Source organism: Aminobacter aganoensis (assembly GCF_014206975.1).
GTDB lineage: Bacteria > Pseudomonadota > Alphaproteobacteria > Rhizobiales > Rhizobiaceae > Aminobacter > Aminobacter aganoensis.
In genome coordinates this window covers 161,869-188,546 of sequence record NZ_JACHOU010000003.1, presented here as the reverse complement: position 1 = coordinate 188,546, position 26,678 = coordinate 161,869, and the positions used below count along the sequence as shown (strand labels likewise).

Here is a 26,678-nt window from a genome sequence, read left to right as displayed (position 1 = left end):
AAAAAGCCTGCGGGGTTGGCTTTTCCATATACGTTCTATATATGAACCATATATGGAGACCCCGATGGGCATTGTGAACATAGACGACGAACTGCACGAGCAACTGCGCAGGGCGAGCAAGGTATCGTGCCGCTCGATCAACGCGCAGGCGGCGTTCTGGATCAAGGTCGGCATGCTGTGCGAGACCAATCCGACGCTGAGCTTCAACGAGATCATGGAGCGCGAGCTGAGTTCGGCGGGCGTTTCGGCCCAGTCGCTGGCAGCGATCCAGGCATGACCAAGCAGCCCGAGGAACTGCTGCTGCTGGCCGAGTCCGGCAGGCTGCTGGCATCGGTGTTTACGCTTCTCGACCGAACCCCGCTCGAAGGCCGATCGACGCTCGAGATCAACGACATGGTCGAGCGCTTCATCGTCGACGAGCTCCAGGCCCGGCCCGCGAGCAAGGGCCAGTACGGCTATGGCTTCGTACTTAACTCGTCGATCAACGAGGTGGTCTGCCACGGCATACCCTCGCCATCGGACGTGCTCAGGAACGGCGACATCGTCAATCTCGACATCACGCTGGAGAAGAACGGCTACATCGCCGATTCCAGCAAGACCTATCTCGTCGGCGAGGTGAACCCTGCCGCCCGGAGGCTGGTCGAGACCACTCAGGAAGCGCTGTGGCAGGGCATCCGGGCGGTACGCCCGGGCGCCACGCTGGGCGACATCGGCTGGGCGATCGAGCGCCATGCCAAGCGCAACGGCTATTCGGTGGTGCGCGACTTTTGCGGCCACGGCATCGGCCGCGAGATGCACGAGGAGCCCGAGGTCCTGCACTATGGCAAGCCGGGCACCGGGCTGATGCTGCGCGAAGGCATGGTGTTCACCATCGAGCCGATGCTCAATCGCGGCCGGCGCAGCGTGCGGACCGAGGACGACGGCTGGACCGTGGTGACGCGGGACGGCTCGCTGTCGGCGCAGTTCGAGCACACGGTCGCGGTGACGGCTTCGGGCGTGGACGTGCTGACGCTGCGGCCCGACGAGGTGCAGGGCTCCGCTTCGCTCTGAGCCAATCGCGGAGGCGGCCAGCGCCTCTGCGGTATCGCGCTAATCGGCCTCTCGCAGGCGATAGCCGACGCCGGTTTCGGTGGTGATGTATTGCGGCTCGTCGGGGGTCTTTTCGATCTTCTGGCGGAGCTGGCGGACATAGACGCGGAGATATTGCACGTCGGCCGAGCCGCCCCAGACATGCTCGAGCAGGAAGCGGTGGGTGAGCACCTTGCCGGCGTGCTGCACAAGGGCGCGCAGGATGTCGTATTCCTTGGGCGACAGCTTCACCTCCTGCCCGGCGACCCTGACGATGCGCTTGACCAGGTCGACCGACAGCTCGCCGGTCTGGAACACCGGCTTTTCGCCCTGCTGCTGCAGGCGATGGCGGAGCGCGGTGCGGATGCGGGCGATCAGCTCGTTCATGCCGAAGGGTTTGGTCACGTAGTCGTCGGCGCCAAGCTCCAAAGCCTTGACGATGCCGGCCTCGTCGGTGCGGCTGGACAGGATGATGACCGGCACCGCAAGCCCTTCCTCCCGCCAGGCAGCGAGCAGATCGTGGCCGCCCATGTCGGGCAGGCCAAGGTCGAGCAGGATAAGGTCGGGTTTTTCCGCCCTGGCAATGACCAATGCCGGCTTCGCCGCCGGTGCCTCGATGACGGTGTAGTCCTGGGTGCCGAGGCCGACGCGCAAGAGCTTGCGGATCGGCGGCTCGTCGTCGACGACGAGAATCTTCACTGATGACGTGCTCATGCCAATCCCTGAAGTTTCGATGCCTCCGGCGGCACCGGCATGGTGATGGTGAACACGGCGCCCGGCCGATCCGTCCGGTTGGAAGCGACGATGGTGCCGCCCATGGCCTCAACGAAGCCACGGCAGATCGACAGGCCGAGGCCGGTGCCGGCGCGGACATGGTCGCCCTTGCGCACGCGATAGAACGTATCGAAGATCCGTTCCAGATCGGCCTGCGGAATGCCAGGGCCTTCGTCCATGACCTGGAGCACCACCGAGCCGTGGTCGGGCCAGCCGCGGATGCGGACCAACGAGCCTTCGGGGGCGTATTTGGCGGCGTTGTCGAGCAGGTTGAACAGCACCTGCTCGAACAGGACGGGATCGACCTTCAGCATCGGCAGGTCGGCCGGCATGTCGATTTCGGTCTCGTGGTTGGCGGTGATCTTGGCAGCGCGACGCAGGGCCGAGCCGACGATGTCGCCGGCATAATGCAGTGCGTAGTTGGGCTCCATCGCGCCCGATTCGAGCTTGGTCATGTCGAGCAGATTGGCGATGAAGCGATTGAGCCGCTCGGACTCGTCGACGACAGTCGAGACCAGCTCCACCCTGCCCTCCTCCGGCAATGAACCGCCGAATTCGCGCAGTGCACCCGCCGCCCCCATGATGCCGGCGAGCGGCGTCTTGAGGTCGTGAGAGATCGAGGTGAGCAGCGCCGAGCGCAGCCGGTCGGCCTCGACGGCGAGCCTGGCACGGTCGACGTCGGCGACGAGCTGGATGCGTTCGATGGCGACCGCCGCCTGGTCGGCCAGCGCGTCGAAGAGGCGCTGCTGCTCGGGTGTCAGGATCGGTCCCTGGCGGTCATTGTCAAGACCGACGACACCGACGGCCATGCGGCCGGTGCGCAGCGGCAGATAGAGGCGCCGGGCGCCGGGCAGCGTGTCGGCGCCACGGCCGGCGGCGCGGTTGTGCTCCCAGGCCCATTTGGCGGCGGCGATGTCGGCGTCGGCAAGCGTGTCGTCGGGCGGATAGCCGGCCTTGACGGCGATGCTGCCATCCTCAGGCAAGAGCAGCACGACACGGACCTTGAGCATCGAGGCGATGTGGAAGGCTGTGGCCCAGAGCACATCGTCGAGCGTGCCGGTGCCGGCAAGCTTCTTGGCGAACAGATAAAGGTCCTCGGTCATGCGGGCGCGCTCGCGCGCCGCGGCGGCCTGACGCTGGACGCGGCCGGTGAGGTTGGAGGCGATGACCGCGACGACGAGGAAGAACAGGAACGCAACGACGCTCTCTGGATCGGAGATGTCGAGCGTGTAGAGCGGCGTCAGGAAGAAGAAATTGTAGGTGCCGGCACTGAGCAGCGAGGCAAACAGGGCCGGCCACAGGCCGAGCGTTACCGCTGACGTCAGCACCGCCATCAGGAAGACGAGGGCGATGGAGCGGACGTCGAGGAACTGGTCGAGCAGGAAGCCGACGGCGAGCGCGCCGACGACATGCAGCGTGGCGGTGAAATAGGGCCACAGGTCGAAGCGGCGACGCTGGGCGGCGGTCTTGACGCCTTGCGAAGCCAGTGCCGCATCCTGCTCGGTGCCCGAGGTGACGTGGACCGAGATGTTGCCGGCCTGGCGGATCAGGTCGTGGGTGACTGAGCCCTCGAACAGCTCGCGCCAGCGCGACTTGGACGGCTTGCCGACGACGATGTGGGTGAAGTTGTGGGTGCCGGCGTGGCGAACGATGTCTTCGGCCACCGCCTGGCCGGGAATGGTGACGGCCTCGCCGCCGAGCTGTTCGGCCAGCCGCATGGTGGCGGCGAGCCGGTCCTTGTCGGCGTCGCCGAGATTGGCCGAGCGCGAGGTCTCGACATGGAGTGCTGCCCAGGGGCAGCGCAGCCGATCGGCCTGGCGGCGGGCGAAGCGGACCAGCGAGGCGCTGCGCGGATGCTCGTCGACGGCGACCAGCACCCGGTCGCCGGCGGCCCACGGCCCCTCGATGGCATGGGCCTGCATGTGGGTGAGCAGCTGCTCGTCGACACGCTGGGCGGTGCGGCGCAAGGCAAGCTCGCGAAGTGCGGTCAGGTTGCCGGGCGAGAAGTAGTTCTCGATGGCGCGGCGCGCCGTGGTCGGCACATAGACCTTACCTTCGTGCAGGCGCTTGATCAGGTCGTCGGGCGTGAGATCGATGATCTCGACGTCGTCGGCGCGGTCGATGATCAGGTCCGGCACCGTCTCGCGCACGGTGATGCGCGTGATCTGGGCAACGATGTCGTTGAGGCTCTCGACATGCTGGATGTTGAGCGTGGTGTAGACGTCGATGCCTTGGGTCAGCAGTTCCTGGACGTCGAGATAACGCTTGGGGTGGCGGCTGCCCGGGGCGTTGGTGTGGGCCAGTTCGTCGACCAGCACCAGCTTGGGGCGGCGGGCGATGATGGCGTCGAGGTCCATCTCGTCGAGCGTGCGGCCCTTGTAGTCGACCGCCTTGCGCGGGACGACCTCGAAACCCTCGACCAGCGCCTGGGTCTCGCGGCGGCCATGGGTCTCGACCACACCGATGACGACGTCGGTGCCGTCGGCGAGCCGGGCGCGGCCCGACATCAGCATCTCGTAGGTCTTGCCGACGCCGGGGGCTGCGCCGAGGAAGATCTTCAGGCGGCCACGCCCCTCGCGCTCTGCGGTTTCGAGCAGCGCGTCCGGCGAAGGCCTGGCTTCCTTGTCCCTGAGATCGTCTGGCATCTGTTCTTCGTGTCGCTCGGCGCGCCGGAGTTCTGACAGGTGTTAGAACTCCGGCGCGACCTTGTCAGGGTGCAATCGCAGCGTCGAGTGCCAAATTCAACTTGAGCACATTGACCACCGGCTCGCCCATGAAGCCGAGCTCGCGCGCCTCGACGTGGCTGTCGACGAGCTTGCGGACAAAGGCCTCGTCGGCGGCACGCGCCTTGGCCACGCGGGCGACCTGGAAGTAGGCGGCCTCGGGCGACAGATGCGGGTCGAGGCCGCTGCCAGAGGCGGTGACCAGTTCCATCGGCACCGGTGCACCGGGATCGGTCTGCTTCAGGGATTCTGCCTCGGACTTGATGCGGTCGATCAGCTTGGCGCTGGTCGGACCGAGGTTGGAGCCGGAGGAGGCTGCAGCGTTGTAGCCGTCGCCGGCGGCCGAGGGGCGGCCGTGGAAATAGCGGTCGCCGGTGAAGGCCTGGCCGATCAGCTCAGAGCCGATGACCTTGCCGTCCTTCTCGACCAGGCTGCCATTGGCCTGCCTGGGGAACAGCACCTGGGTGATGCCGGTCATGCCAAGCGGATAGGCAAGGCCGGTGATGACGGTGAGCGCTGCGATCATGACGAGTGCGGGTCGTAATTGCTTCAACATGGAAGTCGTCCTTATGCGAGGCCGATGGCGGTGATCGCCATGTCGATGGCCTTGATGCCGATGAAGGGCACGACGATGCCGCCGAGGCCGTAGACCAGCATGTTGCGGCGGAGCAGCGAGGCAGCACCGACAGCGCGATACTTCACGCCGCGCAGCGACAGCGGGATGAGGGCCACGATGATCAGCGCGTTGAAGATGATGGCCGACAGGATGGCGCTTTGCGGGGTGGCAAGGCCCATGATGTTGAGGGCGCCGAGCTGCGGGTAGAAGGCGAGGAACATCGCCGGGATGATGGCGAAATACTTGGCGATGTCGTTGGCGATGGAGAAGGTGGTGAGCGCGCCGCGGGTCATCAGCAATTGCTTGCCGATCTCGACGATCTCGATGAGCTTGGTGGGATCCGAGTCGAGGTCGACCATGTTGCCGGCCTCGCGGGCGGCGACGGTGCCGGTGTTCATGGCGACGCCGACATCGGCCTGGGCGAGTGCGGGGGCGTCGTTGGTGCCGTCGCCGCACATCGCCACCAGCTTGCCCTTGGCCTGCTCCTCGCGGATCAGCGCCAGCTTGTTCTCCGGCGTCGCCTGGGCGAGGAAGTCGTCGACGCCGGCTTCGGCCGCGATGGCCGCTGCCGTCATCGGGTTGTCGCCGGTGATCATGACGGTGCGGATGCCCATGCGGCGCAGCTCGGTGAAGCGCTCCCTGATGCCGCCCTTAACGATGTCCTTGAGGTAGACGACGCCGAGCAGGCGGGCGTCGCGGACGACCGCCAGCGGAGTGCCGCCGAGCTTGGCGATCTCGTCGGAGATCTGCTGGATGCTGCGCACGGCTTCGCTGTCGGCCGGGGTGCCCGAGGCGGAAGCGGCGATCGACCGGACATGGGCAAGCACCGAATCGACCGCGCCCTTGCGGATGGAGGAGCCGTCGAAATCGACGCCGCTCATCCGGCTCTGGGCGGTGAAGGGCACGAAGTGGGCATGCAGCGAACCCATGTCGCGGGCGCGGATGCCGTAGCGCTCCTTGGCGAGCACGACGATGGAGCGGCCTTCCGGCGTCTCGTCGGCGAGCGAGGCGAGCTGGGCGGCGTCGGCCAGTTCCTGCTCGGACACGCCCTTGACCGGACGGAACTCGGTGGCCTGGCGGTTGCCGAGCGTGATGGTGCCGGTCTTGTCGAGCAGCAGCGTGTCGACGTCGCCGGCGGCCTCGACCGCGCGGCCCGACATGGCGAGCACGTTGAAGCGGACAAGGCGGTCCATGCCGGCGATACCGATGGCCGAGAGCAGCGCGCCGATGGTGGTGGGGATCAACGTGACGAACAGCGCGACCAGCACGATGACCGGGATGTAGCCGCCGGCATAGGTGGCGAAGCTCGGGATGGTGGCAACCGCAAGCACGAAGATCAGCGTCATGCCGGCGAGCAGGATGTTGAGCGCGATCTCGTTGGGCGTTTTCTGGCGCTCGGCGCCCTCGACCAGCGAGATCATGCGGTCGAGGAAGGTCGAGCCGGCAGCGGCGGTGATGCGCACGCGGACCCAGTCCGACAGCACCTGGGTGCCGCCGGTGACGGCCGAACGGTCGCCGCCGGACTCGCGGATGACGGGCGCGGATTCGCCGGTGATGGCCGCCTCGTTAACCGAGGCGACGCCCTCGATGACCTCGCCATCGGAGGGGATGATGTCGCCGGCCTCGACGAGGACGACCTGGCCGACCTTGAGGCTGGTGCCGGGCACCAGCTTCCAGGCGGTGCGTCCATCGCCGTCGAGCAGCTTGGCCTGGGTTTCGGTGCGCGCCTTGCGCAGCGAGTCGGCCTGGGCCTTGCCGCGACCTTCGGCGACGGCTTCGGCGAAGTTGGCGAACAGTACTGTGAACCAGAGCCACAGGATGATCTGGAACGAGAAGCCGAGGCCGTCCGCCCCCGATATCAGGTCCTTGACGAACAGCACTGATGTCAGCGCCGTGACGACGGCGACGACGAACATGACGGGGTTCCGGGCCAAGCTGCGCGGATCGAGCTTCCTGAAGGCATCGCCGATCGCCGGGAGAAGGATGCGAGCGTCGAGCAGGCTCGCGGATTTGTGGGTACTCATGCGAGAGACTCCGGTTCTTTCGGTTTGCGCATCAGAAGGTCTGGCCGACGATCATGGCGAGGTGCTCGACGATCGGGCCGACGGCGAGCGCCGGGAAGAAGGTCAGGCCGCCGACGATCAGGATGACGCCGGCAAGCAGGCCGACGAACAGCGCACTGTCGGTCGGGAAGGTGCCGGCCGAGGCGGGGACAGTCTTCTTGGTGACCAGCGAGCCGGCGATGGCAAGCGCCGGGATGATGACCAGGAAGCGACCCATCAGCATGGCGAGGCCGATGGTGATGTTGTACCAGGGCGTGTTGCCGGTGAGGCCGCCGAAGGCCGAGCCGTTGTTGGCGGCACCCGAGGTGTAGGCATAGAGGATCTCGGAGAAGCCGTGCGGGCCGGGCGTGCCGACGGATGCCACCGCACTCGGGATCAGCACAGCGATGGCGGTGAAGCCGAGCATGGCGAGCGGCAGGCACAGGATGGCGAGCACGGCCATCTTGACCTCCTTGGCCTCGATCTTCTTGCCGAGATATTCGGGCGTGCGGCCGACCATCAGGCCGGCGACGAAGATGGCGATGACGACGAACATCAGGATGCCGTAGAAGCCGGCGCCGACGCCGCCGACGATGACTTCGCCGAGCTCCATGTTGATGAGCGGGATCATGCCGCCAAGTGCGGTGAACGAGCCGTGCATGGCGTTGACGGCGCCACAGGAGGCAGCGGTGGTGACGACGGCGAAGAGCGACGACAAGACGATGCCGAAGCGGACTTCCTTGCCTTCCATGTTGCCGCCGTCGATGCCGAGCGCATGAACCAGCGGGTTGCCGGCAGCCTCGGCCCAGTAGGTGACGGCAACGCCGGCGACGAACAGGATGCCCATGGTGGCGAAGATCGCCCAACCCTGACGCTGGTTGCCGACCATGCGGCCGAAGACGTTGGTGAAGGCAGCGCCCAGCGCGAAGATCGAGACCATCTGGAGGAAGTTGGAGATGGCGTCGGGGTTTTCGAACGGATGCGCCGAGTTGGCGTTGAAGAAGCCGCCGCCATTGGTGCCGAGCATCTTGATGGCGAGCTGCGAGGCAACCGGCCCGAGCGCAATGGCCTGCTCGGCACCTTCGACCGTGGTGGCGGTGACGTAGGAACCGATGGTCTGCGGCACGCCGAGCCAGACATAGGCGAGGGTCAAGGCGATGCAGAGCGGCAGCAGCACGTAAAGCGTGGCGCGGGTCAGGTCGACCCAGAAATTGCCGATCGACTTTCCGGAAGCGCGGGCGAAGCCGCGGATCAGCGCCATGCCGATGGCGATGCCGGTGGCGGCGGAGACGAAGTTCTGCACCGTCAGGCCGGCCATCTGCACCAGGTAGGACATGGTGCTTTCGCCGCCATAGTTCTGCCAGTTGGTGTTGGCGACGAAGCTGACGGCGGTGTTGAAGGACAGCTCGGCGGGCACGGCGGACATGCCGGCAGGGTTGAACGGCAGCGAGCCCTGGAAACGCTGCAGCGCATAAAGCAGCAGGAAGCCGGCGATGTTGAAGGCCAGCATGGCCGCGGCATAGCCGGTCCAGTGCTGGTCCTCGCGCTCGCTGGTGCCGGCGAGGCCGTAGAGCAGGCGCTCGACCGGGCCGAGGACGGGGGTGAGGAAGGTGCGCTCGCCGCTGAATACGCGGTACATGTAGCCGCCGAGCGGCTTCACGAGCAGAACGATGACCCCGCAAAAGACGAGGATCTGTAGCCAGCCATTGATGGTCATGAGAATAGCTTTCCGAACATGCGCGGGACGGTCTTCAGAACCGTTCGGGGCGGATGAGCGCGTAGGTCAGGTAGGCGAGCAGGAACACGGTAACCCCGCCAGCGAGAATGTAGTCGAACAACATCGGACGCTCTCATTTGTTGAATTTGCGCATCGTGCTTCCTGAAAATCGTTTGCGATTTTCGGGCCGGTGCTCAGAGGATGTCGCAGGCTTTGACGTAGGCGAAGCACATGGCGAAGAAGACGGCGCCTATGGCGAGTACGAAGATGTCCATCTCCGTGGTCCTTTCCTGAAATCGTCCCGGGGGGCGGGCGTTGGATCGATGCACGACACGACGACGCCAGCGGTGCGGGCGTCGTCGGCAAAACTGTCGATGTCAGGGAGGAATCTGGGGCAGAACCGCATTAAGGTTCGAGAGAGCGGCCCGGGCAAAGAAATAGGAATTGCATAAAGAAAACGGCCCTCGGGCGGATGCCGGAGGGCCGTCTTGTCGTCAGATATGAGGCTGCCGAGGCAGCGGTAAGTTAGCCGGCGATCAGGCCAGGCCTTCGGCGCGCAGGGCCTTCTGCACCGCCGGGCGGGCCGCCACGGTGCCGAGATAGCGCTGGATGTTGGCGAAGGAGGACAGGTCGATGCCGACATGTTTTGCCCAGCCGAGGATGGTCCAGAGATAGGCGTCGGCAGCGGTGAAGACATCGCCCATCAGGTAGGAGCGGCCTTCGAGCTTGCCGTCGACATAAGCGAGGCGCTTTGCGAGCAGGTCGCGGTTGATCTCCTTGGTGGCCTCGGGCGTGTTGGGCTTGAAGAAGGCGCCGAAGACCTTGTGCAGTTCGGTGGCGACGAAGGCCAGCCACTGCTGGACGCGGTAACGCGCCATGTCGCCGGCCTTGGGCATCAGGCCGCTCTCGGGCTTCTGATCGGCGAGGTACTGCACCAGGACGGAGGATTCGGTCATCAGCTCGCCGTCGCCGAGGACCAGCGCCGGCACGTAGCCGTTGGGGTTGGTGGCGAGGAAGTCCTGCTGGGCCTCGGTGGTCTTGGTCTTGCCGTCGACCTTGACGAGCTCGAGGTCGATGCCGACTTCGTTGGCGACGATATGAGGGGCCAGCGAGCAGGCGCCGGGCATGTAGAAAAGCTTCATTTCGGGGAGGAACTCCAATGGTAGGTGGCCCTCTCCTCGCACGCGCGGGCAAGGCGGCCTAGTCACTTCAGGGTGAACACTATGTTCGCATGTTCACCGCAACGAAGCGCAGCGATCAGACAGTGACGGTCCGGAGCCTGTCAGCGATCAGCTGGGCGAGGCGCTCGGCGACCTCTTCCTTGGGAAGGTCGGGCCATTCGTCGACGCCTGATTTGCTCACGATCTTGACCCGGTTGCGGTCACCGCCCATGACGCCACCCTCGTGGCTGACATCGTTGGCGACGATGAAGTCGGCACCTTTCCTGGCGAGCTTGGCCTGGGCGTTCTTGAGCACGTCCTGGGTTTCGGCGGCGAAGCCGACGACCAGATAGGGCCTTTTCGCGTGATGGCCGACGCCGGCGAGGATGTCGGGGTTCTCGACCATCTGCAGCGCCGGAGGCCCCTCGCCCGCCACCTTCTTGATCTTCTCGCCGGCGGCATTGTCGGTGCGCCAGTCGGCGACGGCGGCGACGAAGACGGCGGCATCGGCGGGAAGCAGCTGTTCTACCGCGTCGCGCATCTCGCGTGCGCTCTCGACATGGACGGTCTTGACGCCGGCGGGATCGGCAATCGTGACCGGGCCGGAGACGAGGCGGACGTCGGCGCCGAGCCTTGCCAGTGCCGCCGCAAGCGAATGGCCCTGCTTGCCCGACGAGCGGTTGGCGATGTAGCGCACCGGGTCGATGGGCTCGTGCGTCGGGCCCGAGGTGACGATGATCTTGCGGCCCGACAGCGGCTTCGGCCGGGCGTCGAGCAATTCCTCGATCGCACCGACGATCTGCAGCGGCTCAGCCATGCGGCCTTCGCCGGCCTCGTTGCTCTCTGCCATCTCGCCCTTCATCGGGCCGATGAAGTGGATGCCGTCCTTTTCCAGGGTGGCGCGGTTGCGGCGCGTCGCCGGGTTGGCCCACATGCGCGGGTTCATGGCCGGCGCCATGAGCACCTTCTTGTCGGTGGCAAGCAGCACGGCGGAGGCGAGGTCGTTGGCATGGCCGTTGGCAAGCTTGGCCATGAGGTCGGCGGTGGCGGGAGCGACGACGATCAGGTCGGCCTCACGCGACAGCCTGATGTGGCCGACATCCTGCTCGTCCTGCCGGTCGAAGAGATCGGTGAAGACATGGTCGGCGGTGAGCGCACCGACGGACAGCGGCGTGATGAATTCCTGGGCGGCCGAGGTCATGACAGCCCGCACCGATGCGCCACGCTCGCGCAGGCGGCGGATCAGGTCGAGCGACTTGTAGGCCGCGATGCCGCCGCCGATGATGAGCAGGATGCGCTTGCCGGAAAGAAACATGCTTGGCCCTCAGGCCGGCTTCAGCGCCGGCTCGATGTCGGTATGGATGAAATCGTCGCCCTTGAACAGCAGCGGGACGTTTCGGGTTTTCGCCAGCGCGTAGGCGAAGCAGTCGCCGAAATTGAGCTTCGCGGCGTGCCCGGAACCCCGGCTGAACTTCACCCGCGCCGCAATGGCAGCTTCCAGTTCCTGCTCGCCGAATGGGACCAGCGTGATCAGCGTGTCGGACACCAGCCCTTGCAGAAAAGACAGCCCTTTTGTTGGCGCGACGCCCGCAAGGACGAAGACGCATTCCAGATAAGTGGGCACTGCCATCAACTTGCTCGGCGTCTGCGCCAACATGCTGGCGAATGCCAAAGCTTCGGGCTCGCGGCGAGCGATGGCCACGACAGCTGACGTGTCAATGACCATTACAAGCCCTCATACTCGCCACTGATCGCATCGCTCAGCTCCTTCTGCGAGTAGTACTTGTATCGGCTGTCGGTCGGCTCGTCGGACTCTAGCTCTGCCGCGCGTCGCATGATCTCTTCGGCGTTGATACGGGATGCGGCCGCATGCGGCGCTGCCACCTCATCCGCCAGGATCTGGCGAAGCGCCTCCTCAAGCGAATTGCCGTTCTGCGCGGCTTTCACGCGCAGTGCCTGCTTCACATCCTCAGGCACGTTTCTGATGGTGAGAGTAGCCATGGACGCCTCCATGCTGTCATTGACTGCAATGTAGTCATTGACAGCACCGGCGTCAAACTTGGCCTATGTCAGAGCAATTCCCAGGCGATGTAGACCAGCGTCAGCGCAATGACCCAGAGCGCGATGCGGCCGGAGCGGGTGTGCCGCGCCTCGGCCTTGCCGATGGCGCGCGCGGTCGCCTCGTCGAAGCGCAGGCCGTTCTCGGCCATGGCGTCGATCTGGCGCGACAGGCGTTCGGTGCGGGCGGCGAGATCGGGCGCCTGGCGGACCAGCGACAACAGCGCGCCGAAGCCGTCGCGGGCGTCGATCAGCAGCCCCTGCGGACCCAGATTTCCGGCAATCCAATGACCAACGACCGGTTCGGCGGTCTTCCACATGTTGAAGGCCGGGTCGAGCGTGCGGGCGACGCCCTCGACCACGACCATGGTCTTCTGCAGCAGCACCAGTTCGGGCCGCGTCTCCATGTCGAACAGTTCGGTGACCTCGAACAGCAGCGTCAGAAGCTTGGCCATCGAGATCGTTTCGGCCGGCTGGCCATGGATCGGCTCGCCGATGGCGCGGATGGCCTGGGCGAAGGCAGCGACATTGTGATGGCGCGGAACGTAGCCGGCCTCGAAATGCACTTCGGCGACACGCATGTAGTTGCGGGTGATGAAGCCGTAGAGGATTTCGGCGAGGAAGCGCTGCTCCTTCTTGCCGAGCCGGCCCGAGATGCCGAGATCGACGGCGACGATGTCGCCCTTGGCGTCGACGAACATGTTGCCGGGGTGCATGTCGGCATGGAAGAAGCCGTCGCGCAAAGTGTGGCGCAGGAACGACTGGACGAGCGTCGCGGCAATCGCCTTTAGGTCGTAGCCGGCGGCGCGAAGCCCTTCGATGTCGTTGAGCTTGACGCCGTCGATCCACTCCATGGTGAGCACGTCGCGGCCGGTGCGCTCCCAGTCGACCGCCGGCACGCGGAAACCGGGATCGTCGCGGGTGTTCTCGCCAAGCTCGGAATAGGCGGCGGCCTCGAGGCGGAAATCCATCTCGATCTTGGTGGTCTGGGCCATCGTCTCGGTGATCTCGACCGGGCGCAGACGACGGCTCGAGGGGACGTAGCACTCCTGCAGCCGGGCGGCGAGGAAGTAGCTCTCGAGGTCCTGGAAGAAGCGCTTGCGCACGCCGGGGCGGATGACCTTGACCGCGACCTTGCGCGGGCCGTCGGGCGTCGCGACCTCGGCCGGGTGGACCTGGGCGATGGAAGCCGCGGCGACCGGCGCGTCGATGCTGACATAGAGGTCGGAGACCTTGCGGCCAAGCGAGTCCTCGATCGCGGCGACGGCTTCCGACATCGGGAAGGTGGCCATGCTGTCCTGAAGCAAAGCGAGGTCGAGCGCGATGTCGTCGCCGACGACGTCGGGGCGGGTCGCCAGGAACTGGCCGAGCTTGACGTAGGATGGTCCAAGCCGGGCAACGGCATTGGCGAGGCGATCGCTGCGCACCCGCTTGAGCGCGCGCCGGCGGGTCAGCAGCCTGGCGACGCGCCAGCCGAATTTCGGCAGGCCGGTCAGCTGGTCGCCCGGCAAGGCCGCGACCACGCCCTCGCGCACCAGAACCCAGCCCGCGCGCGCGAGCCGGAAAGACGCCCCGATACTGCTCATCGCGCGGCGTCCGTCAAAGCTTCCAGCCCGAGTGAAGCGCTGCGATGCCGCCGGTGTAATTGCGGAAGGTGACGCGATCGAAGCCGGCGCGGGTGATCATCGCGGCAAAATTCTGCTGGTTGGGAAACTTGCGAATCGACTCGACGAGATAGGCGTAGGGCTCGCCGTCGCCGGTGACGGCCTGGCCGATGCGCGGAATGGCGTTGAACGACCAGGCTTCATAGACCTTGTCGAGCAGCGGCATGTCGACTTCGGAGAATTCGAGGACCAGCAGGCGGCCGCCCGGCTTCAGCACGCGCCAGGCTTCCGTCAGCGCGACATCGATGCGCGGCACGTTGCGGATGCCGAAGGCGATCGTGTAGGCGTCGAAGGTCTCGTCGGCGAAGGGCAGCTCTTCGGCGTTGGCCTCGACGAAATCGGTCTTGCCGGCGAGGCCGCGCTTTTCGGCGCGCTCGCGGCCGACGGCGAGCATCGAGCCATTGATGTCGAGCACGGTGGCATGCGCATTGCCATGCGAGGCATCGATGATGCGGAAGGCGACATCGCCGGTGCCGCCGGCCACATCGAGCACCTTCCAGCCCGGCCGCTTCGGCGGATTGAGCCAGGCAACCATGGCATCCTTCCACACCCGGTGCAGCCCGCCCGACATCAGGTCGTTCATCACGTCATAGCGGTTGGCGACCTTGTGGAAGACCTCGTTGACCAGGCCCTGCTTGTCGCCCGCGCCGACATTGCGGAAACCGTATGAAGTTTCCATGCCGCCGACGGCTGTCGTCCGTTGTTCTGACATTTTGTTGTCCAATCAAATCCGGCGGGACCATAGCCGATCACACCAGCCGGCGCTATTGTTTGAGGCGCGGTTTTAGGCCGCGCCCGCGCCGACAAGACAAGGAACAACGAATGCCTTTGAAAGCCGAGCTGCACTGCCACATAGAAGGTGCGGCCGCACCCGAACTCGTCATCCGCCAGGCGCAGAAATACGGCAAGGACGTCTCACCTTTCATCCAGAACGGCGCCTTCGTCTGGAACGACTTCACCTCGTTCCTTGCGGCCTACGACTTCGCCGCCGACCTTTTCCGCACCGAAGAGGACTATGCCAGGCTGTCGGAACACTATCTGACGAGCCTCGCCCGCGACGGCGCGATCTATTCGGAAGTGTTCACCTCTCCCGACCACGCCACCAAGGCCGGGCTGTCGCCGAAGGCCTATACCGATGCGCTCGGCGAAGGCATGGAACGGGCGAAAGCCAAGACCGGCATCGAAGGCCGCATGATCGTCACCGGCGTGCGCCATGTCGGCGTCGAATCAATCGAGGCGGCGGCGCGCTTCGCGGCCAGGTGCAACCATCCGCTGGTCACCGGCTTCGGTGTGGCCGGCGACGAGCGCATGGGCGACTTCGAGGACTATGTGCGGGCCTTCGAGATCGCCCGCGAGGCAGGGCTGGGCATCACCATCCACGCCGGTGAGCTGCTGGGCTGGGAAAGCGTGGCGGCCGCGCTCGACCACATCCGCCCGTCGCGCATCGGCCATGGCGTGCGCGCCATCGAGAACCCGGACCTGGTCAAGCGCATCGCCGACGAGGGCGTGGTGCTCGAAATCTGCCCGGGCTCGAACATCGCGCTGAAGGTCTTCGACAGTTTTGGCGAGCACCCTTTCCGCAAGCTGCGCGACGCCGGCTGCAAGGTGACGCTGAACTCCGACGATCCGCCCTATTTCTGGACCAACCTGAAGCGCGAATACGACCTCGCCGCCGAGCATTTCGGCATGGACGAGAAGGCGCTGATGGCGACGACGCGCACGGCGATCGAGGCGGCGTTCGTCGACCGCAAGACAAAATCGGCGCTGATGGCCCGGCTGGACGGCCATAAACGCTGAATTTCGACCGACAAAACTGTGGTTCAAGGCTGGCGCGACATTGGTCGACAGCGCGCCAGCCGATAGAATGGCGTCAATTTTCCGAGTTCCAGGAGCGTACACCCATGACCGTTACCGTCGTCGACCATCCGCTTGTCCAGCACAAGCTGACCATCATGCGCGACAAGGAAACCTCGACCGCCGGCTTTCGCCGCCTGCTGCGCGAGATTTCGCTGCTGCTCGGCTATGAGGTGACGCGCGACCTCGAACTGACCACCAAGATGATCGAAACGCCGATCGAGACGATGGAAGCGCCGACGCTGGAAGGCAAGAAGCTGGTGTTCGCCTCGGTGCTGCGCGCCGGCAACGGCCTGCTCGAAGGCCTGCTCGACCTGGTGCCGGCGGCGCGCGTCGCCCATGTCGGGCTCTATCGCGACCACGAGACGTTGGAGGCGGTGGAGTATTTCTTCAAGGCGCCGAGCGATCTCGGCGATCGCCTGGTGATCGTCGTCGACCCGATGCTGGCGACGGCCAATTCGGCGATTGCCGCCATCGACAAGCTCAAGGGTCGCGGCGCCACCAATCTGCGCTTCCTGTGCCTGCTGGCCTCGCCCGAGGGCATCGAGCGCTTTACCAAGGCGCATCCCGACGTGCCCGTCTTCACCGCCTCGATCGACCGCGAGCTCAACGACAAGGGCTACATCATCCCCGGCCTGGGCGACGCGGGCGACCGCATGTACGGCACGAAATAAGCGCTTAACCGGCAGTTTACCGCCTTTGGCATTGGGCCGAGGCCGTTAAAGCCGCGATCACCATCCGCCGCCTAACGTGACGCCCGGAACAAAGGGCGTCACATGCTGCGCAAGGTCATCATTTTCGGCGTATTCGCCGCGGCATCGGCGTCGCTGCCGTCGCTTTACGAGAAGCACGGCCAATCGTTGCTTTCGACCGCTGTCGAAAACAGCGCGGATGCGCCACGGCCGGTCGAGGTCAGTGCCGCCACCAGTTCGGTCGCCGGACGCCGGGTGGTGATCGACCAGGACATGCGCGGCCATTTCACCGCAACCTTCAAGCTGAACGGCAAGCAGGTGGACGCGATGGTCGATACCGGCGCGACGCTGGTCGCCATCAACCTGTCGACGGCGCGCCGCGCCGGCGTCAAGGTCGCGGCCGGCGACTTCACCCGCGAGGTCAACACCGCAAACGGCATCGCCAAGGCCGCCATTGCGCGCATCGACCGGCTGCAGATCGGGCGGATCAGCGTCGACGACGTGCCGGTGGTGGTCCTCGAGGACAAGGCGCTGGAAGGCACGCTGATCGGCATGAGCTTCCTGTCCCGGCTGAAGAAGTACCAGGTCGAGGACGGGTCGCTGCTTCTGGTGCAGTAGCGCGTCCTTCAAGGCTCGCCTTCCCGCTGACGTGCAGACACGGCAAGCCGCTCAATCCTGCGGCGCGATTTTCCGAACCACGACCTTCGCGCGGGCAGGCTTCGCCTCGCCGATGGCGTAGGCGGCAAGCACCGAAGCTGCGGCTGCATCGGCATCGGCGGCGTTGCGGGCGTGGACCAGCGCCAGCGGCTCCCCCTTGCCGACCTCGGCGCCCACCGGCAGCAGGGCGGTGATGCCGACCGCGTGGTCGACCTTGTCCTCGGGCCGGGTGCGGCCGCCGCCGAGGGCGACGACGGCGAGGCCGATGTCGCGGGTGGCGATGGCTGATACGAAGCCGCCGTGCGGGGCCTTCACCACGAGTTCCACCTCTGCCTTTGGCAAATACTTGACCGGGTTCGACACGAAGTCGGCCGGGCCGCCGAGGATCGCGACCATGCGGCCGAAGATGTCGGCGGCGGTGCCGTCGTCGAGCGCGGTGCGCGCCCGCGCGAGGCCGTCGCGCTGCGAGCCGGCACGGCCGGCGGAGACCAGCATCTCGGCGGCAAGCGCCAGCGTGACCTCTTCGAGACGCGGGTCGCGGAAGCGGCCGGTGAGGAAATCGACCGCGTTGAGAACCTCGACGGCATTGCCGGCAGCGGAGGCCAGCGGCTCGTTCATGCCGGTGATGAGCGCCGTGGTCCTGAGGCCGGCGCCATTGGCGACCTCGACCAGGCTGGTGGCCAGCGCAGACGCGTCACGCGCGCTTTCCATGAAGGCGCCGTTGCCGATCTTGACGTCGAGCACCAGCGAACCGAGGCCGGCGGCGAGCTTCTTGGACAGGATCGAGGCGGTGATCAGCGGCACCGATTCGACCGTCGCGGTGACGTCGCGGACACCGTAGAAACGCTTGTCGGCGGGGGCAAGATCAGAAGTCTGGCCGATGATGGCGCAGCCGGCTTCGCGCACCGTGCGCCGGAACAGCGCAAGGTCGGGCTGGCTGAGATAGCCCGGGATCGAATCCATCTTGTCGAGCGTGCCGCCGGTGTGGCCGAGGCCGCGGCCCGAGATCATCGGCACATAGGCGCCGCAGGCGGCGACGATGGGAGCGAGCATCAGGGAGACATTGTCGCCGACGCCGCCGGTGGAATGCTTGTCGGTGACGGGGCCGGGCAGGTCGGACCAGTCGAGCACGTCACCGGAATCGCGCATCGCCGTGGTCAGCGCCACGGCCTCGTCGCGGCTCATGCCGTTGAAGAAGACGGCCATGCCGAAGGCAGCGATCTGGCCTTCGGAGACTATGCCGGAAGTTATGCCGGCGACGAAGGCGGCGATCTCGGCCGCGCCAAGCTGCTTGCCGTCGCGCTTGCGGCGGATGATTTCCTGCGGGAGCACGGCTACCCTCCCCCTTGTGGGGAGGGTCGATCCGCGCAGCGGAGCGGGGTGGGGGTCGAGAGGCAGGCCTTCACAGCAACGAGGCTGCGGCGGCCATACCCCCACCCCGTCTCGCTCGCTTTGCCTTGCAAAGCGCGCTCGCCGACCCTCCCCACAAGGGGGAGGGTAAGAGCGCCCTCACTCATCGAACGAGCCTTTCTCGAAAGCCTTGCGCAGCACCGAGGCGAGACGGGCGCCGCCGATGGGGGCCATGTCCTTGGTCTCGCGGTGCGACAGCTCGGCACCGGTCATGCCGGCGGCGAGGTTGGTGATGACGGAGCAGGCCAGCACCCTAAGGCCGAGGAAGCGGGCGATGATCGCCTCGGGCACGGTCGACATGCCGACCGCATGAGCGCCGAACATGCGGGCCATGCGGATTTCGGCCGGGGTCTCGAAGGACGGGCCGGAGAACCACATGTAGACGCCCTTGTGCAGCTCGATGGCGGCGGCATCGGCGGCGGATTCGAAGGCCTTGCGCAAGCGGCCGTCATAGGCCTCGGTCAGGCCGACGAAGCGGCGGTCGGTGGGCTCTCCGAACAGCGGATTGGCGCCGGCGAAATTGATGTGGTCCTCGATCAGCATGATCGAGCCGGGCAGCATTTCAGGATCGACGGAGCCGGCGGCATTGGTGAGCACCAGCTTGGTGACGCCGATGCCGGCCAGCGTCTCGAGCGCCGGGCGCATGACCGAGGCGTCGCCATGCTCATAGTAGTGCGCACGGCCGGCCATCATGATGACAGGCCGGCCACCGAACAGCCCGGCAACGAGCTCGCCGGCATGGCCGGTGACGCCGCTTCTCGGGAACCCCGGCAGCGCGGCGTAAGGGATGCGGACGGCGTTTTCGACCTCGTCGACGAGCCCGCCGAGGCCGGAACCCAGCACCATTGCCGTTGCCGGCGCGAGACCGTCGAGCTGCTCGACGAGACGATCGACGGCTTCCTTCATTTCAAGATCTCGCCTTCAAAGCCGTAGGGCAGCATCTGGCCCATGGTAACCGTTTCAACGATGCCGGCATCGTCGCAGAGATACAGCTTGGTATCCGGGCTGGTGAATTCGGCGAGGCGCTGGCGGCAGCCGCCGCAGGGCGTGATGCGGGCCATGCGCTCGGCGACAACTGCGATCTCTGTGATCTTGCCGCCGCCGGCCATGATGTAGTGGCCAAGTGCCGTGGTCTCGGCGCACCAGCCCTCGGGATAGGACGCGACCTCGATATTGGCGCCGGCAAAGATGCGTCCATCCTCGGTGCGCAGTGCCGCGCCGACGGGAAACTTCGAATAGGGCGCATAGGCTTTGGCCATGGCGGTGCGGGCCGCCTGGAAGAGATCATGAGACATGGCGGTATCCTGAAATCTGCCCCTCATCCTTACCCTCTCCCCGTGAATGACGGGGAGAGGGGGGCGTCAACGTCGCAGCGTCCTTCTCCCCGTTCTTCACGGGGAGAAGGTGCCGGCAGGCGGATGAGGGGCGGCTTGGAGTTTCGATCATTCGGCCTTCACCGCTCCTTCACATAAGGCACGCCGCCGGCGCGGGGCGGGATGGCCTTGCCGATGAAGCCGGCGAGCAGGATGACGGTGAGGATGTAGGGCAGCGCCTGCATCAGTTGCACCGGCACCTTGCCGATGATGGGCAACGGCGTGCCCTGGAGGCGGATCGACAGCGCATCGAGGAAGCCGAACAGCAGGCAGGCGAACATCGCCGGCACCGGCTTCCACTTGGCGAAGATCAGGGCTGCGAGCGCGATGTAGCCGCGGCCGGCGGTCATGTCCTTGACGAAGCCGGCGTTCTGGGCGAGCGCCATGTAGGAGCCGGCGAGGCCGGTGAGGATGCCGGTGCAGATGACCGCGCGATAGCGCAGCCAGGTCACCGAGATGCCGGCGGTGTCGACCGCCGCCGGATTTTCGCCGACGGCACGCAGGCGCAGGCCGAAGCGGGTGCGGAACAGCACCCACCAGGTGAACGGCACGGCCAGGAAGGCGACATAGGTGAGCAGCGAATGGCCCGACAGCAGGCCGGAATAGAGCTGGCCGATGACAGGCACGTCGCGCAGCGCGTCGGCGCCGGGCAGCGTGATGGCGCCGAAGCGACCTTCCGGCGGCAGCGACGGCGTGCGGCCGCCCTGCTGGAACCAGGCCTGGCCGAGGATGATGGTCGAGCCGGCGGCGATGAAATTGATCGCCACGCCCGACACGATCTGGTTGCCGCGGTGGGTGATCGAGGCAAAGCCGTGGATCAGCGCCATGCCGACGGAGACCAGCATGGCGACGAGCAGGCCGATCCATGCCGAGGCAAAGACGGCGGCAGCAGCGGCGCCGGCAAAGGCGCCGGCCAGCATCTTGCCCTCGAGCCCGATGTCGAAGACGCCGGCGCGTTCGGAATAGAGGCCGGCCAGGCAGGCGAGCAGCAGCGGCACCGAGACCCGGATCGTCGAGTTCAGGATGTTGATGAGCGTGTCTATGAATTCCATCTCAGGCACGCTCCCCTTTGGTCGCCGATATGCCGACGGATCGCGGGCTGAAGCTCGCGAAGATGCCCTGGATCGTCGGGCGGAACATGTTTTCCAGCGCACCGGCAAACAGGATGACCAGGCCCTGGATGATGACGATCATGTCGCGGGAAATGTTGGGCATCTCGAAGGCGAGTTCGGCGCCGCCCTGGTAGAGCATGCCGAACAGGATCGCCGCCGGCACGATGCCGGCTGGGTGCGAGCGGCCCATCAGCGCTACCGCGATGCCGACGAAGCCGGCGCCGCTGACGAAGTCGAGCGGCACGTTGTGCTGGTCGCCCATGATCGGGTTGAGCGCCATCATGCCGGCCAGCGCACCGGAGATGAGCATGGTAACGATGATGATGCGCACTTCCGAGATGCCGGCATAGCGCGCGGCCTTGGGGCTGAAGCCCATGGTGCGGATCTCGTAGCCGAGCTTGGTGCGCCAGATCAGCACCCAGACCAGGAAGGCCATGACCAGCGCCAGCAGGAAGGAGATGTTGAGCGGTGCCGACGGCCGGACCTTGAGGCCGAACTCGGCCAGCAGCCAGCCGAGCTTGGGCAGTTGCCCGCCTTCGAGGAACTGGCGGGTCTGCGGCGCCATCGAGCCGACCGGCTTCAGCACGTTGACCAGCATGTAGACCATGACGCTGGCGGCGATGAAGTTGAACATGATGGTGGTGATGACGATGTGCGAGCCGCGCTTGGCCTGGAGGTAGGCCGGGATCAGAGCCCACAGCGCCCCGACGAGGGCGGAGGCGAGGATCGCCAGCGGGAAGGTCAGCCACCACGGCAGGACGCTGTCGAAGGCAAGCGCCACAAGGCCGACGCCGAGGCCGGCGATGTAGGCTTGGCCTTCGCCGCCGATGTTGAACAGGCCGCAGTGGAAGGCGACCGCGACCGCAAGACCGGTAAAGATGAAGTTGGTGGCGTAAAACAGCGTGTAGGCGATGCCCTGGCCGCTGCCGAAGGCGCCCTCGACCAGGATGACGGCGGCACGCAGCGGGTTTTCGCCGACGAGCAGCACGACGAGGCCGGCGACGGCAAAGGCGACGAGCAGGTTGACCAGGGGAATGAGGCCGTAGTCGGCCCAGGCCGGGAGTTTTGCGTAAGGCGTGCTCATTCGGCGGCCTCCTTGTGTTCGACGCCTGCCATGAGCAGTCCGAGTTCGCCTTCGGTCGCCTCGGGGCCGCGTTCGCCGACGACACGGCCGGCGAACATCACCAGGATGCGATCGGAGAGCGAGCGGATCTCGTCGAGCTCGACCGAGATCAGCAGCACCGCCTTGCCCTGGTCGCGCATGGCGATCAGCCGCTTGTGGATGAACTCGATGGCGCCGACATCGACGCCACGCGTCGGCTGGCCGACGATCAGCACGCCGGGATCCTGTTCGATCTCGCGGGCGAGCACGATCTTCTGCTGGTTGCCGCCGGAGAAATTGGCGGTCTTGAGCCGTGGGTTGGCCGGGCGGATGTCGTATTTCTCGATCTTCTCCTGGGCGTCCTTCTGGATCGCCTCGAGATTGAGGAACGGGCCCTTCAGATATTGCGGCTTGTCGTGGTAGCCGAGAATCGAGTTCTCGCTTTCGTCGAAGGCGAGCACCAGGCCGACATGGTGCCGGTCTTCCGGCACATGGGCGAGGCCACGGTCGCGCAGTTCGCCCGGGTCGGCCTGGCCGGTCAGGTCGATCGGCTTGCCGTCGAGCATGACGGTGCCGGAGACCGCCTTGCGGATGCCGGAGACGGCCTCCATCAGTTCCGACTGGCCGTTGCCGGCGACGCCGGCGATGCCGACGATCTCGCCGGCGCGGATGTCGAAGGACACGTCGTCGACCATGGTAACGCCGCGCGAATCCCTGACCGTCAGGTTCTTGACCGCAAGCTTGACCGCGCCGGGCTGCGCCTCGCCCTTTTCGACGCGCAAAAGCACGCGGCGGCCGACCATCAGTTCGGCCAGTTCCTCGACCGTCGTTTCGCTGGTCTTGCGGGTGGCCACCATGGTGCCCTGGCGCATGACCGAAACGTTGTCGGTGATGGCCATGATCTCGCGCAGCTTGTGGGTGATCAGCACCACCGTCTTGCCCTGCTCCTTGAGCTGCTCGAGGATGCGGAACAAATGGTCGGCCTCGGCCGGGGTGAGCACGCCGGTGGGCTCGTCGAGGATCAGGATCTCGGCGCCGCGATAGAGCGCCTTGAGGATTTCGACACGCTGCTGGAGCCCGACGGGCAGCTCCTCGATGAGCGCGTCGGGATCGACCTCGAGGCCGTATTCCTTCTCCAGCCGGCGCAGCTCCGAACGCGCCTTGGCGATCGACTTCGTCAACAGGGCCTCGCCCTCGGCGCCGAGGATGACGTTTTCCAGCACCGAGAAATTCTCGACCAGCATGAAGTGCTGGTGGACCATGCCGATGCCGGCGGCGATGGCGTCGTTGGGCGTCTTGATCGCGGCCGTCTTGCCGTTGACGCGAATCTCGCCGCTGTCGGCCTGGTAGAAGCCGTAGAGGATCGACATCAGCGTCGACTTGCCGGCGCCGTTCTCGCCGATGATGCCATGGATGGTGCCGCGCGGAATTTCGAGCGCGATGTCGCGGTTGGCGCGCACGGCGCCGAAACTCTTGTTGATGCCGATCAGCTCGATCGCATTTTCAGCCATTCGACCGTCCCACCTCAGGTTCTTATGTTCTTGTTATGGCTTGTCCGAAGAGCTAGCACGGTCGCCCTGCCCTGCCAATCGGCTCGGCTGCCGTACTCGACAAACCGGGCGCGGACGCCCACTTTCAACTGGTCCGGACCGTTGCGGACCGAGGAGAACGACCATGACCACGTCCGACGACCGGCTGACGACGCTCGAAATCCGCTTCGCCGAACAGGAGCAGGTGATCGAGGAGCTTTCGGGCCAGCTTGCCGAGCAGTGGAAGGTGATCGAACGGCTGCAGAAGAAGCTCGACGCGCTGACCGACCGTTTCCTCGTCCTCGAAGAACAGACCCTGCCCGACACGCCGGTGACGAAACCTCCGCACTGGTAGAAGCGCGGGCCGCCAAGCTCAGGTCAGTCCGGCCGCATCGGAAGGTTGCCACAGCTCGATCGGATTGCCCTCGGGATCGTGGATGCGGCAGAACCGCCCGACCTCGGAATCCCATTCGGCCCGCGTCTCAACCGCTATTCCCGCCGCCGAAAGTTCGGCCATCATGCCATCGAGATCGTCGACGCGCAGGTTGATCAGCCACTGCTGCTCGGCGCGGCCGAAATAGTCGGTGTCGTGGCTGAAGGGCGCCAGGATGGTCGGACCGGCCTGCTGCTTCCAGACTTCCCTGGCGATGTCGACGATGCCGAGATGCGTTTCGTACCAGGCGGCAAGCGCCTTCGGATCCCTGGCCCGAAAGAAGAAACCGCCTATGCCGGTGACCTTAGCCATCGCATCCTCCCGCCGACGGGCGAGCTCCGTGACATTCTCCTGCCTGAACGAAACGAACCACCAGGCAGCCGCCCGGTGGTTCGCAGTCCGGTGTTCAGCCGATCAATAGGGGCACTTGTCGTCCGAGGTGTAGTCGTGGACCTGGACGGTGCCGGCGATGATGTCGGCCTTGGCCTTTTCGACCGCAGCCTTCATCTCGTCGGTGACGAGCGCCTTGTTGTTGTCGTCCATGGCGTAGTCGACGCCGCCTTCCTTGAGGCCGAGATTGTTGATGCCGCCTTCGAACTTGTCGTTCTTGGCATCCATGAAGGCGTTGTAGACGGCAACGTCGACGCGCTTGAGCATCGAGGTCAGCACCTTGCCCGGCTGCAGGCCGTTCTGGTTGGAATCGACGCCGATGCCGAGCTTGCCGGCGTCCGCCGCAGCCTGGAGCACGCCGACGCCGGTGCCGCCGGCCGCGGCGTAGACAACGTCGGCGCCCTGCGAGATCTGGGTCTTGGTGATTTCACCGCCCTTGGTCGGGTCGTTCCAGGCGGCCGGCGTGTCGCCGGTCATGTTCTGGATGACTTCGGTCGCACCCGCGGCCTTGGCGCCGCCGACATAACCGCAGCCGAACTTGCGGATCAGCGGAACGTCCATGCCGCCGACGAAGCCGACCTTCTTGGAGGTCGAGGCGAGTGCCGCCATGACGCCGACGAGGTAGGAGCCTTCATGCTCCTTGAAGACGATCGACTTCACGTTGGGCTTCTCGACGACCATGTCGATGATGGCGAACTTCAGGTCGGGATAGTCGGTGGCCACCTTGTCGAGCGCCTCGGACCAGGCAAAGCCGGCCATGACGATCGGGTTGCGGCCATCCTCGGCGAAGCGGCGCAGCGCCTGCTCGCGCTGCGAGGCGTTGGAAACCTCGAACTCGACATAGGCAATGCCGGTCTCGGTCTTGAACTTTTCGGCGCCGTTGAAGGACGCCTCGTTGAACGACTTGTCGAACTTGCCGCCGAGATCGTAGAGCAGCGCCGGCTGGACATCAGCGGCAAACGCCGGAAGACACATGGCGGTGGCCGCCAGAAGGCCGAGAACGATACGTTTCATGTGATCCACACCCTGTCGGTTGTCTTTTTGCGATCGCCGCGCGCCCCGTTCCTCCGGTTGCCGCACAGCGCATGGCGAGGGCCCTATCCCCCCACGCATAGCCATTTCTTGCACGGGCCAAGACAAAATTCACGCGGAATCTTGACCTTTTGGAAAAATGCACAGGCGTTGCAAATGGTGTGTGAAACGAATGCCTAAATGGCGGCCTTCTGCGGGATCGCGCAAGCAACGCCGGTGCCCTTGAGGCCGCAATAGCCACCGGGATTCTTGGCGAGATATTGCTGGTGATCCTCTTCGGCGAAATAGAACTCCGGCGCGGCCGCGATCTCGGTGGTGATCTTGTCGCGCCCGGCCCCCTTCAGTGCCGCCTGGTAGGCATCGCGCGAGGCGATCGCCTCGGCCTGCTGGGCGTCGGAGAAAGTGTAGATCGCCGAGCGGTAGGTGGTGCCGACATCGTTGCCTTGGCGCATGCCTTGCGTCGGGTCGTGGCTCTCCCAGAAAATCTTGAGCAGGTCGGCATAGGCGACCTGCGTGGGATCGAAAACGACGAGCACGACCTCGGCATGGCCGGTGAGGCCGGTGCAGGTCTCCTGGTAGGTCGGGTTGGGGGTGAGTCCGCCGGCATAGCCGACGGCGGTGACCCAGACGCCGGGCGTCTGCCAGAACAGCCGCTCGGCACCCCAGAAGCAGCCGAGACCGAACAGCGCCTGCTCGAGACCTTCGGGGTATGGCCCCTTGAGCGGGCGCCTGGAGACGAAGTGCTTCGATGCCGTCGGGATCGCCCGCTCGCGGCCGGGCAGCGCCTCGCCGGGCACCGGCAGCTTGAGCTTCTTGTTCAGCATGTCGCTCAGGAAAAACATCGGGAGTCTGCCTTTCTCGGTGAGCCGAAACCCTGTCGCGCCGCGGCAGCGGCCGGCGGTCAGACCTCGGCAGTGAAGCGGCCCGGGCGCCGCCTGTGGCCTATTGCGTAGAGCAGGAAGGCCAGGACGGCGAAGACCGCGAAGCCAGGAAGATTGAGCACGGGCACGATGGCGGCATCCCACAGGACGGGGCCCGTCTTGTCGCGGACGAAAGTCTCGGTCGCCGCCAGCGTGCTCGGCGAGGCCGTCTGCCAGCTGGTGTCGAGCGGGGTCATCACGAGCCGCGAGACGGCGACCGTGCGGGTGGCGTCGAGCACTGCCATGATGACGGCCACCGAAAGCGCGATCGCTGCGGCAAGTCGGAACACGAAGCGGATCATGCGAGGCCCTGGGATACCGGTTTCGACAGCAGAAATAGGGCGTGCGACGC

28 protein-coding genes are annotated in these 26,678 nt (G+C 65.8%); 6 read left to right on the top strand and 22 right to left on the bottom strand.

All coding sequences use genetic code 11. From position 1 onward, the window contains the following. The first annotated feature begins 64 nt into the window (after nucleotides 1-64). Nucleotides 65-277, top strand: coding sequence for a ParD-like family protein (locus tag GGR00_RS08510; protein ID WP_055981733.1), 213 nt, complete (start codon nucleotides 65-67; stop codon nucleotides 275-277). Further along, nucleotides 274-1,050, top strand: a complete 777-nt coding sequence (gene map / locus GGR00_RS08505; protein ID WP_184699198.1) for a type I methionyl aminopeptidase — start codon at nucleotides 274-276, stop codon at nucleotides 1,048-1,050. The genes GGR00_RS08510 and map overlap by 4 nt, the downstream gene beginning before the upstream one ends. A 39-nt stretch (nucleotides 1,051-1,089) precedes the next feature. Here the strand turns inward: map and GGR00_RS08500 are convergent, their stop codons facing one another. From GGR00_RS08500 to ubiE, 12 genes are all read right to left on the bottom strand, one after another. Next, complete coding sequence (locus GGR00_RS08500) at nucleotides 1,090-1,782, bottom strand: response regulator transcription factor (protein WP_184699196.1); 693 nt, start codon at nucleotides 1,780-1,782, stop codon at nucleotides 1,090-1,092. Continuing rightward, nucleotides 1,779-4,487 (bottom strand): sensor histidine kinase, encoded by a 2,709-nt coding sequence (locus GGR00_RS08495; RefSeq protein WP_184699194.1) that lies wholly within the window; start codon nucleotides 4,485-4,487, stop codon nucleotides 1,779-1,781. Before GGR00_RS08495 ends, GGR00_RS08500 begins: the two co-directional genes overlap by 4 nt. Before the next feature lie 64 nt (nucleotides 4,488-4,551). Next, nucleotides 4,552-5,121, bottom strand: a complete 570-nt coding sequence (gene kdpC, locus GGR00_RS08490; RefSeq protein ID WP_055981565.1) for a potassium-transporting ATPase subunit KdpC — start codon at nucleotides 5,119-5,121, stop codon at nucleotides 4,552-4,554. Between the two features lie 11 nt (nucleotides 5,122-5,132). Further along, nucleotides 5,133-7,205, bottom strand: a complete 2,073-nt coding sequence (gene kdpB / locus GGR00_RS08485; protein ID WP_184699192.1) for a potassium-transporting ATPase subunit KdpB — start codon at nucleotides 7,203-7,205, stop codon at nucleotides 5,133-5,135. Between the two features lie 31 nt (nucleotides 7,206-7,236). Then, nucleotides 7,237-8,940, bottom strand: coding sequence for a potassium-transporting ATPase subunit KdpA (gene kdpA, locus GGR00_RS08480; RefSeq protein ID WP_184699190.1), 1,704 nt, complete (start codon nucleotides 8,938-8,940; stop codon nucleotides 7,237-7,239). 34 nt (nucleotides 8,941-8,974) lie between these two features. Beyond that, entirely contained in the window at nucleotides 8,975-9,064 is a 90-nt protein-coding gene (gene kdpF / locus GGR00_RS08475; RefSeq protein WP_055981556.1) for a K(+)-transporting ATPase subunit F, read from the bottom strand. 412 nt (nucleotides 9,065-9,476) lie between these two features. After that, nucleotides 9,477-10,082 (bottom strand): glutathione transferase GstA, encoded by a 606-nt coding sequence (gene gstA / locus GGR00_RS08470; protein ID WP_184699188.1) that lies wholly within the window; start codon nucleotides 10,080-10,082, stop codon nucleotides 9,477-9,479. A 115-nt stretch (nucleotides 10,083-10,197) separates the two neighbouring features. Beyond that, nucleotides 10,198-11,415 carry a bifunctional phosphopantothenoylcysteine decarboxylase/phosphopantothenate--cysteine ligase CoaBC gene (coaBC, locus tag GGR00_RS08465; protein WP_184699186.1) on the bottom strand — a complete coding sequence of 406 codons (1,218 nt, stop codon included), beginning with the start codon at nucleotides 11,413-11,415 and terminating at the stop codon, nucleotides 10,198-10,200. 9 nt (nucleotides 11,416-11,424) lie between these two features. Next, entirely contained in the window at nucleotides 11,425-11,826 is a 402-nt protein-coding gene (locus tag GGR00_RS08460) for a type II toxin-antitoxin system VapC family toxin (protein ID WP_184699184.1), read from the bottom strand. Continuing rightward, the gene (locus GGR00_RS08455) at nucleotides 11,826-12,101 is read right to left on the bottom strand and encodes a FitA-like ribbon-helix-helix domain-containing protein (RefSeq protein WP_184699182.1); all 276 of its coding nucleotides are present in this window, start codon (nucleotides 12,099-12,101) and stop codon (nucleotides 11,826-11,828) included. The genes GGR00_RS08460 and GGR00_RS08455 overlap by 1 nt, the downstream gene beginning before the upstream one ends. A gap of 68 nt (nucleotides 12,102-12,169) precedes the next feature. Further along, the gene (gene ubiB, locus GGR00_RS08450) at nucleotides 12,170-13,744 is read right to left on the bottom strand and encodes a 2-polyprenylphenol 6-hydroxylase (protein ID WP_184699180.1); all 1,575 of its coding nucleotides are present in this window, start codon (nucleotides 13,742-13,744) and stop codon (nucleotides 12,170-12,172) included. Nucleotides 13,745-13,757: 13 nt separating this feature from the next. Beyond that, complete coding sequence (ubiE, locus tag GGR00_RS08445; protein WP_055981730.1) at nucleotides 13,758-14,534, bottom strand: bifunctional demethylmenaquinone methyltransferase/2-methoxy-6-polyprenyl-1,4-benzoquinol methylase UbiE; 777 nt, start codon at nucleotides 14,532-14,534, stop codon at nucleotides 13,758-13,760. Nucleotides 14,535-14,644: 110 nt separating this feature from the next. On the opposite strand from ubiE, the gene GGR00_RS08440 reads away from it, so the two are divergent. The 3 genes from GGR00_RS08440 (at nucleotide 14,645) to GGR00_RS08430 (ending at nucleotide 16,986) form a co-directional block, all read left to right on the top strand. Next, on the top strand, nucleotides 14,645-15,619 hold the full coding sequence (locus tag GGR00_RS08440; protein WP_184699178.1) for an adenosine deaminase: 975 nt from the start codon (nucleotides 14,645-14,647) through the stop codon (nucleotides 15,617-15,619). Nucleotides 15,620-15,723: 104 nt separating this feature from the next. Then, on the top strand, nucleotides 15,724-16,350 hold the full coding sequence (upp, locus tag GGR00_RS08435) for a uracil phosphoribosyltransferase (RefSeq protein WP_055981536.1): 627 nt from the start codon (nucleotides 15,724-15,726) through the stop codon (nucleotides 16,348-16,350). A 102-nt stretch (nucleotides 16,351-16,452) separates the two neighbouring features. Next, entirely contained in the window at nucleotides 16,453-16,986 is a 534-nt protein-coding gene (locus tag GGR00_RS08430) for a TIGR02281 family clan AA aspartic protease (protein ID WP_184699176.1), read from the top strand. Nucleotides 16,987-17,037: 51 nt separating this feature from the next. On the opposite strand, the gene deoA is transcribed toward GGR00_RS08430, so the two are convergent. The 6 genes from deoA to GGR00_RS08400 all read right to left on the bottom strand — a co-directional run bounded on the left by deoA (nucleotide 17,038) and on the right by GGR00_RS08400 (nucleotide 23,533). Further along, nucleotides 17,038-18,357, bottom strand: coding sequence for a thymidine phosphorylase (deoA, locus tag GGR00_RS08425; RefSeq protein ID WP_184699174.1), 1,320 nt, complete (start codon nucleotides 18,355-18,357; stop codon nucleotides 17,038-17,040). A gap of 177 nt (nucleotides 18,358-18,534) precedes the next feature. Continuing rightward, nucleotides 18,535-19,341: a purine-nucleoside phosphorylase gene (locus GGR00_RS08420; RefSeq protein WP_055981527.1), complete on the bottom strand. Its 807-nt coding sequence runs from the start codon at nucleotides 19,339-19,341 to the stop codon at nucleotides 18,535-18,537. Then, a complete protein-coding gene (gene cdd, locus GGR00_RS08415) occupies nucleotides 19,338-19,730 on the bottom strand; it encodes a cytidine deaminase (RefSeq protein ID WP_184699172.1) in 393 nt (130 codons plus the stop codon). The genes GGR00_RS08420 and cdd overlap by 4 nt, the downstream gene beginning before the upstream one ends. Before the next feature lie 158 nt (nucleotides 19,731-19,888). Then, nucleotides 19,889-20,860, bottom strand: coding sequence for an ABC transporter permease (locus tag GGR00_RS08410; protein ID WP_055981521.1), 972 nt, complete (start codon nucleotides 20,858-20,860; stop codon nucleotides 19,889-19,891). A gap of 1 nt (nucleotide 20,861) precedes the next feature. Beyond that, nucleotides 20,862-22,004 (bottom strand): ABC transporter permease, encoded by a 1,143-nt coding sequence (locus GGR00_RS08405; RefSeq protein WP_184699170.1) that lies wholly within the window; start codon nucleotides 22,002-22,004, stop codon nucleotides 20,862-20,864. After that, nucleotides 22,001-23,533, bottom strand: a complete 1,533-nt coding sequence (locus GGR00_RS08400) for an ABC transporter ATP-binding protein (RefSeq protein WP_184699168.1) — start codon at nucleotides 23,531-23,533, stop codon at nucleotides 22,001-22,003. The genes GGR00_RS08405 and GGR00_RS08400 overlap by 4 nt, the downstream gene beginning before the upstream one ends. A gap of 163 nt (nucleotides 23,534-23,696) precedes the next feature. Between GGR00_RS08400 and GGR00_RS08395 the strand changes: the two genes are divergently transcribed. Beyond that, nucleotides 23,697-23,906, top strand: coding sequence for a SlyX family protein (locus GGR00_RS08395; protein ID WP_055981511.1), 210 nt, complete (start codon nucleotides 23,697-23,699; stop codon nucleotides 23,904-23,906). Nucleotides 23,907-23,924: 18 nt separating this feature from the next. Here GGR00_RS08395 and GGR00_RS08390 read toward each other — a convergent pair whose 3' ends face one another. The 4 genes from GGR00_RS08390 to GGR00_RS08375 all read right to left on the bottom strand — a co-directional run bounded on the left by GGR00_RS08390 (nucleotide 23,925) and on the right by GGR00_RS08375 (nucleotide 26,628). Further along, complete coding sequence (locus tag GGR00_RS08390) at nucleotides 23,925-24,296, bottom strand: VOC family protein (RefSeq protein WP_055981507.1); 372 nt, start codon at nucleotides 24,294-24,296, stop codon at nucleotides 23,925-23,927. Between the two features lie 102 nt (nucleotides 24,297-24,398). Next, a complete protein-coding gene (locus tag GGR00_RS08385) occupies nucleotides 24,399-25,388 on the bottom strand; it encodes a BMP family lipoprotein (protein WP_055981504.1) in 990 nt (329 codons plus the stop codon). 194 nt (nucleotides 25,389-25,582) lie between these two features. Further along, a complete protein-coding gene (gene msrA, locus GGR00_RS08380) occupies nucleotides 25,583-26,248 on the bottom strand; it encodes a peptide-methionine (S)-S-oxide reductase MsrA (protein WP_055981501.1) in 666 nt (221 codons plus the stop codon). A 59-nt stretch (nucleotides 26,249-26,307) separates the two neighbouring features. Continuing rightward, nucleotides 26,308-26,628 carry a hypothetical protein gene (locus GGR00_RS08375; protein ID WP_055981498.1) on the bottom strand — a complete coding sequence of 107 codons (321 nt, stop codon included), beginning with the start codon at nucleotides 26,626-26,628 and terminating at the stop codon, nucleotides 26,308-26,310. Nucleotides 26,629-26,678 lie beyond the last annotated feature (50 nt).

What these genes read in the sequence shown, in the direction of transcription:
- GGR00_RS08510 (WP_055981733.1), top strand. Translation starts at nt 65, where the DNA reads ATGGGCATTGTGAACATAGACGACGAACTGCACGAGCAACTGCGCAGG.
- map (WP_184699198.1), top strand. Translation starts at nt 274, where the DNA reads ATGACCAAGCAGCCCGAGGAACTGCTGCTGCTGGCCGAGTCCGGCAGG.
- GGR00_RS08500 (WP_184699196.1), bottom strand. Translation starts at nt 1,782, where the DNA reads ATGAGCACGTCATCAGTGAAGATTCTCGTCGTCGACGACGAGCCGCCG.
- GGR00_RS08495 (WP_184699194.1), bottom strand. Translation starts at nt 4,487, where the DNA reads ATGCCAGACGATCTCAGGGACAAGGAAGCCAGGCCTTCGCCGGACGCG.
- kdpC (WP_055981565.1), bottom strand. Translation starts at nt 5,121, where the DNA reads ATGTTGAAGCAATTACGACCCGCACTCGTCATGATCGCAGCGCTCACC.
- kdpB (WP_184699192.1), bottom strand. Translation starts at nt 7,205, where the DNA reads ATGAGTACCCACAAATCCGCGAGCCTGCTCGACGCTCGCATCCTTCTC.
- kdpA (WP_184699190.1), bottom strand. Translation starts at nt 8,940, where the DNA reads ATGACCATCAATGGCTGGCTACAGATCCTCGTCTTTTGCGGGGTCATC.
- kdpF (WP_055981556.1), bottom strand. Translation starts at nt 9,064, where the DNA reads ATGTTGTTCGACTACATTCTCGCTGGCGGGGTTACCGTGTTCCTGCTC.
- gstA (WP_184699188.1), bottom strand. Translation starts at nt 10,082, where the DNA reads ATGAAGCTTTTCTACATGCCCGGCGCCTGCTCGCTGGCCCCTCATATC.
- coaBC (WP_184699186.1), bottom strand. Translation starts at nt 11,415, where the DNA reads ATGTTTCTTTCCGGCAAGCGCATCCTGCTCATCATCGGCGGCGGCATC.
- GGR00_RS08460 (WP_184699184.1), bottom strand. Translation starts at nt 11,826, where the DNA reads ATGGTCATTGACACGTCAGCTGTCGTGGCCATCGCTCGCCGCGAGCCC.
- GGR00_RS08455 (WP_184699182.1), bottom strand. Translation starts at nt 12,101, where the DNA reads ATGGCTACTCTCACCATCAGAAACGTGCCTGAGGATGTGAAGCAGGCA.
- ubiB (WP_184699180.1), bottom strand. Translation starts at nt 13,744, where the DNA reads ATGAGCAGTATCGGGGCGTCTTTCCGGCTCGCGCGCGCGGGCTGGGTT.
- ubiE (WP_055981730.1), bottom strand. Translation starts at nt 14,534, where the DNA reads ATGTCAGAACAACGGACGACAGCCGTCGGCGGCATGGAAACTTCATAC.
- GGR00_RS08440 (WP_184699178.1), top strand. Translation starts at nt 14,645, where the DNA reads ATGCCTTTGAAAGCCGAGCTGCACTGCCACATAGAAGGTGCGGCCGCA.
- upp (WP_055981536.1), top strand. Translation starts at nt 15,724, where the DNA reads ATGACCGTTACCGTCGTCGACCATCCGCTTGTCCAGCACAAGCTGACC.
- GGR00_RS08430 (WP_184699176.1), top strand. Translation starts at nt 16,453, where the DNA reads ATGCTGCGCAAGGTCATCATTTTCGGCGTATTCGCCGCGGCATCGGCG.
- GGR00_RS08420 (WP_055981527.1), bottom strand. Translation starts at nt 19,341, where the DNA reads ATGAAGGAAGCCGTCGATCGTCTCGTCGAGCAGCTCGACGGTCTCGCG.
- cdd (WP_184699172.1), bottom strand. Translation starts at nt 19,730, where the DNA reads ATGTCTCATGATCTCTTCCAGGCGGCCCGCACCGCCATGGCCAAAGCC.
- GGR00_RS08410 (WP_055981521.1), bottom strand. Translation starts at nt 20,860, where the DNA reads ATGGAATTCATAGACACGCTCATCAACATCCTGAACTCGACGATCCGG.
- GGR00_RS08405 (WP_184699170.1), bottom strand. Translation starts at nt 22,004, where the DNA reads ATGAGCACGCCTTACGCAAAACTCCCGGCCTGGGCCGACTACGGCCTC.
- GGR00_RS08400 (WP_184699168.1), bottom strand. Translation starts at nt 23,533, where the DNA reads ATGGCTGAAAATGCGATCGAGCTGATCGGCATCAACAAGAGTTTCGGC.
- GGR00_RS08395 (WP_055981511.1), top strand. Translation starts at nt 23,697, where the DNA reads ATGACCACGTCCGACGACCGGCTGACGACGCTCGAAATCCGCTTCGCC.
- GGR00_RS08390 (WP_055981507.1), bottom strand. Translation starts at nt 24,296, where the DNA reads ATGGCTAAGGTCACCGGCATAGGCGGTTTCTTCTTTCGGGCCAGGGAT.
- GGR00_RS08385 (WP_055981504.1), bottom strand. Translation starts at nt 25,388, where the DNA reads ATGAAACGTATCGTTCTCGGCCTTCTGGCGGCCACCGCCATGTGTCTT.
- msrA (WP_055981501.1), bottom strand. Translation starts at nt 26,248, where the DNA reads ATGTTTTTCCTGAGCGACATGCTGAACAAGAAGCTCAAGCTGCCGGTG.
- GGR00_RS08375 (WP_055981498.1), bottom strand. Translation starts at nt 26,628, where the DNA reads ATGATCCGCTTCGTGTTCCGACTTGCCGCAGCGATCGCGCTTTCGGTG.